At 46.3% G+C, this 12,994-nt stretch carries 13 protein-coding genes; all 13 read left to right on the forward strand.

Annotated features, from left to right (window positions below):
* Positions 1-3 precede the first annotated feature (3 nt).
* Positions 4-1,188 carry a methionine adenosyltransferase gene (gene metK / locus HW447_RS00440; protein ID WP_176253358.1) on the forward strand — a complete coding sequence of 395 codons (1,185 nt, stop codon included), beginning with the start codon at positions 4-6 and terminating at the stop codon, positions 1,186-1,188.
* Between the two features lie 34 nt (positions 1,189-1,222).
* Complete coding sequence (gene pduA / locus HW447_RS00445) at positions 1,223-1,501, forward strand: propanediol utilization microcompartment protein PduA (protein WP_176253359.1); 279 nt, start codon at positions 1,223-1,225, stop codon at positions 1,499-1,501.
* Between the two features lie 51 nt (positions 1,502-1,552).
* Positions 1,553-2,194: a phosphate propanoyltransferase gene (locus tag HW447_RS00450; protein WP_243176164.1), complete on the forward strand. Its 642-nt coding sequence runs from the start codon at positions 1,553-1,555 to the stop codon at positions 2,192-2,194.
* A 22-nt stretch (positions 2,195-2,216) separates the two neighbouring features.
* Complete coding sequence (gene eutJ / locus HW447_RS00455; protein ID WP_176253360.1) at positions 2,217-3,041, forward strand: ethanolamine utilization protein EutJ; 825 nt, start codon at positions 2,217-2,219, stop codon at positions 3,039-3,041.
* Between the two features lie 24 nt (positions 3,042-3,065).
* Positions 3,066-4,481: an aldehyde dehydrogenase family protein gene (locus HW447_RS00460; RefSeq protein ID WP_176253361.1), complete on the forward strand. Its 1,416-nt coding sequence runs from the start codon at positions 3,066-3,068 to the stop codon at positions 4,479-4,481.
* A gap of 38 nt (positions 4,482-4,519) precedes the next feature.
* Positions 4,520-5,635, forward strand: coding sequence for a 1-propanol dehydrogenase PduQ (locus HW447_RS00465; RefSeq protein WP_176253362.1), 1,116 nt, complete (start codon positions 4,520-4,522; stop codon positions 5,633-5,635).
* Between the two features lie 147 nt (positions 5,636-5,782).
* Positions 5,783-7,141 carry a PocR ligand-binding domain-containing protein gene (locus HW447_RS00470; protein ID WP_176253363.1) on the forward strand — a complete coding sequence of 453 codons (1,359 nt, stop codon included), beginning with the start codon at positions 5,783-5,785 and terminating at the stop codon, positions 7,139-7,141.
* Positions 7,116-8,150 carry a response regulator gene (locus tag HW447_RS00475; protein WP_176253364.1) on the forward strand — a complete coding sequence of 345 codons (1,035 nt, stop codon included), beginning with the start codon at positions 7,116-7,118 and terminating at the stop codon, positions 8,148-8,150. Before HW447_RS00470 ends, HW447_RS00475 begins: the two co-directional genes overlap by 26 nt.
* A 36-nt stretch (positions 8,151-8,186) precedes the next feature.
* Positions 8,187-8,714 (forward strand): YceD family protein, encoded by a 528-nt coding sequence (locus HW447_RS00480; RefSeq protein WP_176253365.1) that lies wholly within the window; start codon positions 8,187-8,189, stop codon positions 8,712-8,714.
* 3 nt (positions 8,715-8,717) lie between these two features.
* Complete coding sequence (gene rpmF, locus HW447_RS00485) at positions 8,718-8,900, forward strand: 50S ribosomal protein L32 (RefSeq protein ID WP_176253366.1); 183 nt, start codon at positions 8,718-8,720, stop codon at positions 8,898-8,900.
* 502 nt (positions 8,901-9,402) lie between these two features.
* Positions 9,403-10,200 carry a Crp/Fnr family transcriptional regulator gene (locus tag HW447_RS00490; RefSeq protein WP_176253367.1) on the forward strand — a complete coding sequence of 266 codons (798 nt, stop codon included), beginning with the start codon at positions 9,403-9,405 and terminating at the stop codon, positions 10,198-10,200.
* Between the two features lie 136 nt (positions 10,201-10,336).
* Positions 10,337-12,166 (forward strand): 5'-nucleotidase C-terminal domain-containing protein, encoded by a 1,830-nt coding sequence (locus HW447_RS00495; RefSeq protein WP_243176165.1) that lies wholly within the window; start codon positions 10,337-10,339, stop codon positions 12,164-12,166.
* A 36-nt stretch (positions 12,167-12,202) separates the two neighbouring features.
* On the forward strand, positions 12,203-12,982 hold the full coding sequence (udp, locus tag HW447_RS00500) for a uridine phosphorylase (protein ID WP_176253368.1): 780 nt from the start codon (positions 12,203-12,205) through the stop codon (positions 12,980-12,982).
* Positions 12,983-12,994: the final 12 nt, after the last annotated feature.

The raw sequence follows: 12,994 nt of genomic DNA on the forward strand, positions 1-12,994 counted from the left end.
AAAATGGCAGAAATTGGGAATGAACGGTGTTTTTATGTATCTTCAGAATCGGTAACAGAGGGACACCCGGATAAAGTCTGTGACCAGATTGCCGATGGTATTTTAGATGCATATCTGGAAAAGGATCCGAAAGCGCGAGTGGCAATTGAGGTCATGGCTTCACGGAATACGGTTATGCTGGCGGGCGAAGTTACATCTGCTGCCGCAGTCGACGCTGCGGCAAAAGCGAGAGAGGTCATACGGAGGATTGGTTATGTAAAAAAGGGGACCGGATTTGATGCGGACAGCTGCATGATCCTTACCAATATACATAAACAGTCGCCAGATATTTCCATGGGCGTAACAAAAAGCGGCCAGGGAGAGAAAGAAGTGCTGGGCGGAGGAGATCAGGGCATCATGTATGGATATGCCACAGATGAAACGGACTGCCTTATGCCGTTATCCTGTTATCTGGCAAATCGTCTGTCAGAACAGCTGGCCCATGTGAGAAAATCTCAGAAGGCAGATTTCCTCTATCCTGATGGGAAAACACAGGTTACCATGAAATACAACGAGGCTGGAGTTCCGCTTTCAATTCACAGCATTGTAGTGTCCGCCCAGCATAGCGAGGAAATTTCTCATGAAATTCTGGAGGCATTCATACGCTGTACGGTTATCGATCCGGTGGTAGATCCAGCCTGGATCACGGCAGATACCAGAATCCATGTAAATCCTACCGGACGTTTCGTGATCGGAGGCCCGGCCGGTGATACGGGAGTAACAGGAAGAAAGCTGATGGTAGACAGTTACGGCACCGTAGGAAAGCAGGGAGGCGGCGCATTTTCGGGAAAGGATCCCACAAAAGTTGACCGGTCTGCTGCTTATATGGCCCGTTATGTTGCCAAAAATGTGGTTGCGGCAGGTCTGGCAAAGCGCTGCGAGGTTTCTCTGGCTTTTGTAATCGGCCAGACAGAGCCGGAAGCAGTTACCATAAATACCTTTGGCACGGGAACCATCCCGGACAGCCACATAGAAGAAATTGCAAAGAATATATTTGCCTTTGGAGTAGCAGATATCATTGCTGAACTGGATTTAAGACGGCCTCAATATCTTAAAACAGCAGCATATGGACATTTTGGAAGAACGAATCAGGGGTTTCGGTGGGAAGACACCGATAAGGCGTGGATATTAAGGCAGCTGGCATATTAGTTAAATAAATAACACAAATCAGGAGGATAAGCATATGTCAAACGAAGCATTAGGAATGGTTGAAACAAAAGGATTAGTAGGAGCAATCGAAGCGGCAGACGCTATGACAAAAGCAGCCAATGTAGAACTGGTAGGATATGAGAAAATCGGATCCGGTCTGGTAACCGTTATGGTACGCGGCGATGTCGGGGCTGTTAAGGCTTCTGTAGACGCTGGTTCTGCCGCTGCAGCTAATGTTGGACAGGTAGTATCTCAGCACGTAATCCCAAGACCTCATACAGATGTAGAAAAGATTCTTCCGAAAACACTGTAAAAAACCTGCGCCATCAAAATCAGGTATGAACACAGCTGAAAGGAGGTGGATATGATGGTGAACGAAGAATTGCTGAAACTGGTAACGCAGAGGGTCATGGAAAAGATTCAGAACTATCATTCGTTCAGGATTCCTGTCGGCGTTTCAAACCGGCACTTTCATGTAAGCCAGGAAGACCTGGAGATTCTTTTCGGGAAAGGCTATGAACTTACAAAGAAAAGCGACCTAAAACAGCCCGGACAGTACGCCTGCAATGAAACTGTAACAATACGGGGGCCAAAAGGTGAATTTGACCGGGTACGGATTTTAGGGCCGGTGAGAAAGCAGAGCCAGGTGGAGATCTCCAAAACCGATAGTTTTCGGCTTGGGATCAAGCCTCCCATCAGAGAATCCGGATGTCTGTCAGGGACACCGGGGCTTGAAGTGATCGGGCCAAAGGGAACGGTTGTGCTTTCTCAGGGAGCAATCATTGCTCTCCGGCATATCCATATGACGCCCTCCCAGGCTCTGGCACTGGGAGTAAAGGATAAGGATATTGTAGAAGTGGAAACCTTTGGAGAGCGGCATGGAATCTTTGGAGATGTCCTCGTGAGAGTGTCCGATCAGTTTTCACTGGAAATGCATATAGACGTAGACGAGGCAAATGCCTGCGCACTGAATAACAACGACTATGTGATGATCCGTCGCCAGTAAGAGAGCAGAAGAGAGGGATTGTATGCTTATAAACAAAGATGTGCTGTCAGAATTTGCCGGTTTAATAGAAGAAAATAAATGCAGTTCGTTTTCCGGGCCTCTGAAGGTGGGAGTCGATCTTGGTACGGCAAATATTGTAATTGCCGTAGCGGATCAGGAAAACCGGCCGGTTGCAGGCGCAACTGCAGTTTCCAGGGCAGTAAAGGATGGGATCGTAGTCGATTTCGTAGGAGCCATGCAGACAGTGCGGCGTTTGAAAGCTCAGTTAGAGGAACTTCTGGAAGTTTCTCTGGAACGGGCGGCCACAGCAGTCCCTCCAGGGATTATAGAAGGAAATGTCAGATGCATCTCAAATGTAGTAGAGGGCGCCGGATTTGAGGTCACAAATGTGATGGATGAGCCCACGGCAGCCGCTTCCGTCTTAGGCATTACAGACGGAGCTGTTGTGGATGTGGGCGGCGGAACTACGGGCATCAGTATTTTAAAAGACGGGCAGGTAATATTTACTGCGGACGAACCCACCGGCGGCACCCATATGACGCTTGTTTTGGCTGGCTATTATGGAATTTCCATAGAAGAAGCTGAGAATCTGAAAAAGGATCCTGCAAAAGAACCGGATGTATTTCCTGTAATCAAACCGGTGGTTCAGAAAATGGCCGCTATTGTAAAAAGCTTTTTAAAGAATTTCGACGTTGACCGGGTGTATGTAGTCGGCGGCGCATCCTGTTTTACGGAATTTGATTCCGTCTTTGAAAAAGAACTTGGAATCACTACCGTTAAAACAAATGACGCTTTGCTGGTTACTCCATTGGGAATCGCATGGAATGCCCGAATGGATCCCGTATAATAAATGAAAGAAGGTGTGATACGCTTGGATATGGATATCAAAGTAATTGAACAGATGATAGAACAGGCGTTAAAAGAATTAAAAAACGAGCAGCCAAAGGCTTTTGCTCCTGCTCCGGTGGAGCATTACGGAGTTTTCAAGACCATGGATGAGGCAATTTCCGCTTCCGAAAAAGCGCAGAAAGAATTATTGTTCTCCAAAATCCAGCAGCGGCAGAAATATGTGGATGCGATCCGTGCAGCAGTTCTCAAAAAAGAAAATCTTGAATTGATTTCCAGACTTGCCGTAGAAGAAACAGAAATTGGCTGCTATGAGCACAAGCTGATTAAAAACCGTCTGGCAGCGGAGAAAACTCCAGGAACAGAAGATCTTGCAACAGAGGCTGTAACCGGCGATCACGGTCTTACACTGGTAGAATATTGCCCATTTGGTGTAATTGGAGCCATTACACCAACGACGAATCCGACGGAAACAATTATCAACAACTCCATCTCAATGATTGCAGGAGGCAATACCGTTGTATTCAGTCCTCATCCAAGAGCGAAAAAAGTGTCTCAGATGCTGGTAAAAATGTTGAATAAGGCCTTATTGGAGGCGGGAGCGCCTGAGAATCTGATCACTATGGTTGAAGAGCCTTCCATTGAAAATACCAACCATATGATTGAAAATCCCAAGGTTCGGCTTCTGGTGGCTACAGGCGGCCCGTCTATTGTTAAAAAGGTGCTTTCTTCCGGGAAAAAGGCCATCGGCGCCGGCGCCGGCAATCCTCCGGTTGTGGTGGACAGCACCGCAGATATTGAAAAGGCAGCCGCAGATATTATAGCAGGCTGCAGTTTTGACAACAATGTTCCATGTATTGCGGAAAAGGAAGTATTTGCGGTTGATTCTATCTGCGATTATCTGATTCACTGCATGAAGCTAAACGGAGCCTTTGAAATTACCGATCAAAGCCTGACTCAAAAGCTGGTCGCTCTTGTAACGACAGAAAAAGGCGGCCCGAAAACATCATTTGTCGGTAAGAGCGCAAAATACATTTTAAATCAGCTGGGTATCTCTGTGGATGATTCGATCCGGGTCATTATCACAGAAGTGCCGAAGGATCACCTTCTGGTGCAGGAAGAGCTTATGATGCCGATTCTGCCAATCGTGAGAGTCGATGATGTAGATACTGCAATTGAATACGCACATGAGGCAGAACACGGCAATCGCCATACGGCTATGATGCACTCCAGGGATGTTGAAAAACTGAGTAAAATGGCAAAAATCATGGAAACTACGATTTTTGTTAAAAATGCTCCTTCCTATGCCGGAATCGGAGTCGGCGGAGAAGGCCACACTACGTTCACGATCGCAGGGCCTACAGGCGAGGGGCTTACCTCTGCCAGAAGCTTCTGCCGGAAACGCAAGTGCGTTATGACGGATGCCTTCAGCATTCGATAACCATCAGCATTTCAACCGGCAGTTAAGGAGAGATGCAAATGTCAAATGTATTTATTAAAACAAAGATTTTCAGCGGACATTATGCAGTGGAATATATGAGAAATATCCACGGGAAGCGTATCATGGTGGTCTGCGATCAATTTTTATCTGAAAGCGGTGCAGTCCGCTATGTGACGGAAACTTTGGATTCCAGCAATGAAGTGGTCATTTTTGATCAGGCCATTCCTGATCCCACCATTGAAGTAGTGGGAAAGGGTGTAGCCATGATCTGCAGAATACACCCTGACATTGTGATTGGCTTTGGGGGCGGCTCCGCCATTGATACAGCCAAAGGAATTCTTTATTTTGCAGGGATTAAGAAGTTGATCTCCAAGCCGCAGTTTATTACGATTCCCACTACCAGCGGCACTGGATCAGAGGTTACTTCCGTTGCAGTTATCACAGATCCTGAAAGCAGGGCAAAGCATTTAATTGCATCGGATGATATTCTGGCAGATACGGCTCTTTTAGATGCAGGCCTTACTTTATCGGTTCCTCCGTCTGTGACTGCCAATACAGGCATGGATGTATTGACTCACGCATTAGAGGCCTATGTGGCATATAATGCAAATACATTTTCGGATGCGCTGGCTGAAAAAGCGGTGGAGCTTCTTACAAAGTCTCTTTTAAGCTGCTTCCAAAACGGCAAAAATCTGGAAGCCAGAACCTGTATGCATGAGGCGTCAACCCTGGCGGGAATGGCCTTTAACACAGCCGGTCTTGGCGTCAATCACAGTATTGCGCATCAGCTGGGAGGAACCTTTCATATTCCCCATGGGCTGGCAAATGCCATACTTTTAAACCGGGTGATCGACTATAACTGTGCAGATTATGGCATCATGCGTAAGTATGGGGCGCTCGCCTGCAAGGTTCAGCTGACCGGGTCCAGTGAGTCTCCGGCTCTGGCTGTATCAGCACTAAAAGAGATGATAACCCTGTTGATGCGCTGCATGAAAATGCCCTTTACCATCAGGGAGTTAGGAATCAGCAAAGAGGACTACGAAAAGCAGATCCCTAACATGACGGCAAATGCGCTTATGGACTTTTGCCTGGGTACAACTCCGAGAGCGATCGGAGCTGCTGCGATTAAGGAAATCTTGCTTTCAATTTATTGATCTGAATGTGGAGATACATAAAACCTGAAATGGAACAGATTCCAAATTCTGTTCTGTTTCAGGTTTTGGTGCGTTTGAAAAGTCAGTTGTTTATAGTGGAAAAAGATGGTAAAATAAATTGTAAACAGGAAAAGGAGAGTGTAACCCGTGGATTATTTTGAGATATTTCCAGCGGATGAGTTTCAGGCAGAACAGTTAGATGCTTATTTCAGTGCTAATGCTGAAAATGGGGTGAGCAAATTAGACATTATCCACCTTTTTGGAAAAGATAAACTGGAGGATATTCAGAAGCGGCTTTCTAAGGCCACAGGATTGGCATTTATCACGGTAGACTTTAAAGGAGAACCCATTACAGAAGCTACCTCCTTCAGTCGTTTCTGCCGGGAAGTGCGGAATAACCCGGTTGCCTTTGAACGCTGTAAGTCCTCAGATGCCTTTGGTTCCATACAGGCGGCTGTAACCAAAAAGACAAATGTATATTTTTGTCCATGCGGTCTGCTGGAGGTGGCCATTCCTATTATCGTAAGAGGACATTATCTTGGCGGCTTTATCGGGGGGCAGATTCGCTGTAATGATGCGCCTGAGACCGTCAGCCGTTTATCGGCTGTCATGCACTCTGCCGAGTCGGATCAGGTGGCCTCTGAGCTGAAGGGGCTTTTAGAGGAAATCCCCGTTCACTCATATGAAAAATTCATGGATATTGCAAATTTAGTATTCCTTGTTATCAATCAGCTGAGTGAAAATGAGATCAGCCAGCATATGCAGGAGGATGCTCTTAAAAAGCACATTAAAAAGATCCAGTCATTAAACCAGCGTTACATAAAAGAAAATATTGCAAAAACCAGAGAGGTGCAGGAGCTTAAGATCCACTCAGATCCCTATGAACTGCTGGATATGTTCACATCACTCCTTAATTTGACGGTGATTGAAAACGCGCCTCAGACGAACGAGCTTTTAAGTTCTTTTATCGCCTATATTAAGTACAAATATTCAGACAAGGGAACCTTTGTATCAATCGGCGAGGAAGTGGAGCAGGCTGAGCGCTATTTGACTTTTCAGCAGAAAAAGCTGGGAGACCGCCTGCGCTTTTCGATCCAGATACCAAAAGATATATATATCCAGAAGATGCCTTCGGACGTTCTGCTGCCGTTTGTCCAAAATGCAGTATATAATGGGATTATGCTGAAAGAGGAAGGGGGCAGGATCACGATTGCCGGACATCTTGAAAATAATACGCTGGTTCTGGAAATTATGGACACCGGATTAGGCTTAACCCAGGAAGAAATCGATATCAAATACGAATCCTATAAGGATATGCATGAGGGGTATTACATCCATCTTGGCATGGACTACGCAAAAGAAAAAATGCAGCGTTTTTTTGGAGAAAAATGTGAAGTAACCGTTGAATGCAGCAGGAACAGTGGCTGTAAAAGTCTCCTTGTCTGGCCGGAGCGCTATGAAGAAAGAGGGTTGAATAAAAATGTATCGGATTTTGATTGCAGATGATGACGTTCTGATGAGAGAGGCATTGAAAGTCATGATCAGCAGGGAAGAAGCCTTTACAGTGACAGATGCGGTATGCTCTGGAGAAAGCGCGGTCTCTATTTGCCGGACAGCTCCTGTTGATATCGTCTTTCTGGATATGCAGATGCCGGGAATAACCGGCCTGGAAGCCAGCCGGATCATCCATCAGATCAACCCGGATATTGCGATTTATATTTTATCGGCTCATGCCTCCAGCGTCCTGATCCGAAATGCAGGACAGGAGACTTTAAAGGATGTACTGGAAAAACCCATTACAAATCAGATGCTTAAAAAGATTCTGGAAAATTATAAAACCGAGCATGAGGATGATTCCCACGAGCACATGAAGCTTCTTGTGGATCTTCTGAAACGGAAGGATTTTAAAAAATTTTATGAGGTTTTGCCTGACATTATAAAGGCTATTTACGAGGACAGCGGTATGGACACAGCCAGGCTTATCAAGGTTTTTACCTATCTTGGACAAAGCCTTTTAAATACCAGGAATCTATACGGAGGCAATCATAACCTGACAGATATGTTTCCTGTCAATGAAGGGCTGATTCTGGATCCCAAGGCGTCTGAATTATGGCTTTTCCGGGTGATGGACTATTTGTTCTGCCAGAACAGCATCAGCCGATATCCCCTTCTGGAACAGATTTTTATTTATATTGAACAGCATATTAAAGAGGATATTTCCCTGAATACGGTCATTGAAAACTGCGCGATCAGCCAGGGCTATCTGAGCCGAATCTTCCGGGATCAGTTCCGGGTCAGCGTAACTGAGTATCTTCACATGAAAAAAATGCACCTGGCCAAAGGATATTTTTATTTTACAGAGGACAGCATCGCAGACGTAGCGTTCCGGCTGGGATATAATGAGAGCAGTTATTTCAGCAAAGTATTTAAAAAATATGAAAAAATGACAGTAAAAGAATACAAAAATAAAATACGCCAGAAGAATATAAAATCAGTTGACAAAGGAGAACCTTAAGGTTATAATGAAACGGATGCGTATTAGGAGGTTAATATGCTGATTGATTTATCAGAACTGTTTTTTATAAAAGGAAAAGCAAAAGAGTATACAGTACCTCTGGAACTGGAGATCTTTTGCGATGGCATGAATGACTATAAAGTTGCAGACAGGGAATTGGTAAGATTAGTGATCACCAATCAGGGAGATCGGGTTTTTACCGTGACAGGGGAGACCAGATTGAGCCTGTGGATTCCGTGTGCTCGTTGTCTTGAGCCGGTCAAGGTGCCGTTTTTGCTGGAGTTTGATCAGGAGCTGGATCTGAACCTGACGGATGAGGCGAGGATGGCCGACTTGAATGAACAGTTCTACTTGAATGGCTGTAGTCTGGATATCGACCAGTTGGTTAGCAGTGAATTGATGCTGAACCTGCCTATGAGAGTTCTCTGCAGTGATAACTGCAAGGGGATTTGCAATAGATGTGGCACAAATCTCAACCGTGGGGCTTGTGACTGCGCAGGCAAGTCACTAGACCCGAGAATGTCAGTTATCCAGGATATTTTTAAGCAGTTGAAGGAGGTGTAAACCATGTCTATTTGTCCAAAGAATAAATCTTCTAAAGCAAGAAGAGATAGCCGTAGAGCAAACTGGAAGATGAGCGCACCAAATCTGGTAAAGTGCAGCAAGTGCGGAGCCCTGATGATGCCTCATAGAGTATGCAAGGCTTGCGGAAGCTACAACAAGAGAGAGATCGTAAGCATTGAGGAATAATTCATACTTGCAGGATTAAATTAAAATTCTTAAAAACAAGACGTTCAGATATTTTCTGAGCGTCTTGTTTTTGTTGTGCGCCTGGCGGCGCACGTTTCTAACGGGTGAAAGTCCCCAATCTGCCCTGGTAGTGGGAAGGATACAGCCAAGACCAAGGGTGTCCATTTTGCAGAGGCAGCCATCCGCAAATTGGAGCGGGCGCTGAATTCGTATGACAATGGAGAAATCCAACGGGCAAAAGAAGAATTTCGGGCGTTTCTGGAGAAGATAGAGGAATAGGCCCGACATTATTCAGAAAATGATTGAATCCCCCTCTCGTTTGTGATAAACTTAACGGTACAGACAGTCCGCGGTCGGACAGGTACGAAAAAACCACCAGATACTTCGTCGGTCTGGTGTTTTTTTTGTGCTAAACATAATAAAAATACTTTGTTTTTCGTACAAAAGTGCCATATGTCCTTTTATTCTTTGTGGAAATATGATATGATGGAGAAAACCGGAAATGACAAAAATATACAAAACAGAGACGTATCAGCCTTTAAACAAAAGAGAGGATGAGTGCTCTGCAACAGGGTGGTTTATGGATGAAGCGGCTGAACAGATCCTAAATCTGGACAAAGAAAAGCAGGAGTACCTGAACCGGTATTTTGCAGGCGCTCCTCACTGGCTGCTAAAGCAGTTTCAGGTTGTAGAAATTCCTGCGGGAACGATCTTTATCAGCGAAGGGGAGAGCGCTGACCGCGTATATGTTCTGCTTCAGGGACAGGTTTCCGCCGTAGATTACCGGGTGCAGGAAGCTGTATACGGTTTCTTTCAGTTCTATCCTATTGAGATTTTTGGAGTTATGGAAATCTTAGGCGGAATGGAACGGTATAAAACCACACTGGCGGCTCTGGAAAAAAGTGTTTTTTTGAAAATCGGACGTGATCAATATGAGCGGTGGCTTAAAAGCGACAGCAACGCGTTTCAGATGGAGACGATGGAGATCGTCAATTATCTTCTGGAACAGGCCAGGAAAGAGCGCCTCTATGTGCTTCTTCCCGGAAATCAGCGCATTTATCAGGTTTTGCTTAAGCTATACCGGTCATATGAAGTGAACGGAAAATACAGTGCCCACATCAGCCGGAAGGATTTTGCGGAAATGACCGGGCTTTCAGAACGGACCATTACCCGGACCATCAAGAGTCTGGAATCCGGAGGATATATTGCAAAAGAAGGATGGAATATTACATTAAGTCAGGAACAGTACCAACGTCTGCAGAAGCTGGCAGACTCCAGAATGAATGAAATCATAAGCTAGAACGCCTTTGGCGGCAACAGAATGGATCTGACAGAGGGGCCTTTACGGCCGGCAGGGATAATCCGGGCCTTTCTGTTAAGCAGCAGGCAGATGCCTGTATAAAATATCATATTTTCTGAAAAAGGAGAATCTTATGGTGAAACAGTGGAAAAAAGTTGCAGCCGTATTTGCAGCGGCGGCGATGGTACTTGCAGGATGCAGTACGCAAAAAAAGGCGGAGGAAACCAGCACGGCACAGGCAACAGAGGCGGCTTCAGCAACCCAGCCCCAGGAAAAGGAAACCATGGATCTGCAGATTCTGGCAACCAGCGATCTGCATGGAAAATTTGATCCCTGGGATTATGCCTTAAATGAAGAGAGCAAGTCGGGAAGCATGGCTCAGATTGCCACTGCTGTAAAGGAATTAAGAACAGAAAATACCCTTCTGGTGGATGCAGGCGATACGATTCAGGATAATTCCGCAGACCTGTTCTTTGACGAGGAGATCCATCCCATGGTACTGGCAATGAATGAAATGAAGTACGATGTGTGGGTAACGGGAAACCATGAATACAACTTTGGCGGCGATGTGTTAAAGAAGATCATTTCTCAGCAGAAGGCTGCTGTTCTGACCGGAAATGTAAAGGACGCAGAGGGAAACCCTCTGGCGGACGGCTACACCATCATCGAAAAAAACGGTGTAAAAATCGGTGTAATCGGTATGGTGACGCCCAATATTACACGATGGGATTCGGCCAACCTTGAGGGCTGGACTGTAACAGATCCGGTAGAAGAGACGAAAAAGATCATTTCCGAGATCAAGGATCAGACGGACGTTCTTATCGCTGCCATGCATATGGGTATGAACAATGAATATGAAGTGAAGAACTCCGGCGCAACGGATCTGGCAAATGCCTGCCCGGAACTGGATCTGATTGTTGCTTCCCATGAACACCAGCTGATCCCCGGTGAGGAGGTAAACGGCGTTCTTGTGGTAATGAACAAAAACAGCGCGGCTACACTGGCTGAGGTTCATCTGATGCTTGAAAAGCAGGAGGATGGAAGCTGGGACGTAGTAGACCGCACCTCCGAAAGCCTGGATATGAGTAAGTATGCGCCGGATGAAGAACTGATGGCTAAACTGGCTCCCTATGATGAGCGGGCCAGGGAGGACGCCGCAGTTGTGATCGGCCGGCTGGAGGGCGGCGACCTGGCTCCTGAAAATGAGATTGCCGAGATACCCACGGCCCAGATTCAGGACACAGCCCTGATCGACCTGATCAATGAAGTGCAGATGTACTATACAGACGCGGATGTTTCTGCTGCAGCTCTGTTTAATATGAATGCCAACCTGAAGGTGGGCGATATCCGCAAATGTGATACGGCTCTTGTTTACAAATATGCAAATACCCTGTATAAGCTGGAAATGACCGGAGCCCAGTTAAAACAGTATATGGAGTGGACCGCTTCCTACTATAATACATGGAAGCCGAAGGATCTGACCATTTCTTTTAATCCTGATATGCGCGCTTATCAGTATGATATGTTTGCAGGTGTCAATTATGAGATCAATATTGCAAATGAACCAGGAAGCAGAATCCAGAATCTGACCTGGCCAGACGGGACGCCTGTAAAGGATGAGGATGTATTTACCATTGCAGTGAATAATTACCGCGCTTCCTCTCAGCTGCTGACAGCGGGTGAGGTATATAAAGAGGGTGACGCGCTTCCCAAACTGCTTGAGATCGATGTCCGTGGTGAGGTTGGCGGCGTCCGTGAACTGATCGGCCTTTATATCAATGAAGTAAAGGGCGGCGTTCTCACCCCGTCTCTGGACAATAACTGGAAGATCGTCGGCAACGACTGGGATGCAGCCAAGCATGATGAGGCAGTGAAGCTTTTAAAAGAAGGCAAGCTGACCATTCCTTCCTCTGAGGATGGAAGAACACCAAATGTAAAATCCATTACGGAAGCCGATCTTGTATAACGGTTTCCCTGATGTAAGATTTAGGAGGAATAAGAGTTGAATTATTCAGAAGATCCCAATAAACAGTATCATATCCAGGTGGGAAAAGGCGAGGTGGGGCGTTATGTAATCCTGCCTGGCGATCCCAAGCGCTGCGCCAAGATCGCAAAGTATTTCGATGATCCGGTGCTGATCGCAGACAACCGGGAATATGTAACCTATACCGGTTATCTGGACGGAGTGAAGGTAAGCGTCACCTCCACCGGAATCGGCGGCCCTTCTGCCTCCATCGCAATGGAGGAATTGGTAAACTGCGGAGCTGATACGTTTATCCGCGTGGGTACCTGCGGCGGTATGCAGCCGGAAGTAAAAAGCGGCGATGCAGTGATCGCCACCGGGGCCATTCGTATGGAAGGCACCAGCAGAGAGTATGCTCCCATCGAGTTTCCCGCGGTAGCTGACCTTGCAGTTACGAACGCTCTGGTTCTTTCTGCCAGAGAGTTAAAGCAGGAGTATTTTGCCGGTGTAGTTCAGTGTAAGGATGCCTTCTACGGGCAGCACTCCCCGGAGCGGATGCCTGTAAGCTATGAGCTTTTAAACAAATGGGAAGCCTGGAAACGGATGGGGTGTCTTGCATCAGAAATGGAATCTGCAGCGCTTTTTATTGTAGCCGGTGCTCTTCATGTGAGAGCTGGTTCTGTGTTCCTGGTAGTAGCGAACCAGGAGCGTGAGAAGCTGGGGCTTGAAAATCCGGTCGTCCACGATACGGATATGGCAATCCGCATTGCAATAGGCGCGATCCGTGAACTGATCCGTCAGGATAAAAAAGAGTCCTAATGGTAAATCCCA

Origin of the sequence: Enterocloster alcoholdehydrogenati (genome assembly GCF_013282095.1) — a bacterium.
Classification (GTDB): domain Bacteria; phylum Bacillota; class Clostridia; order Lachnospirales; family Lachnospiraceae; genus Enterocloster; species Enterocloster alcoholdehydrogenati.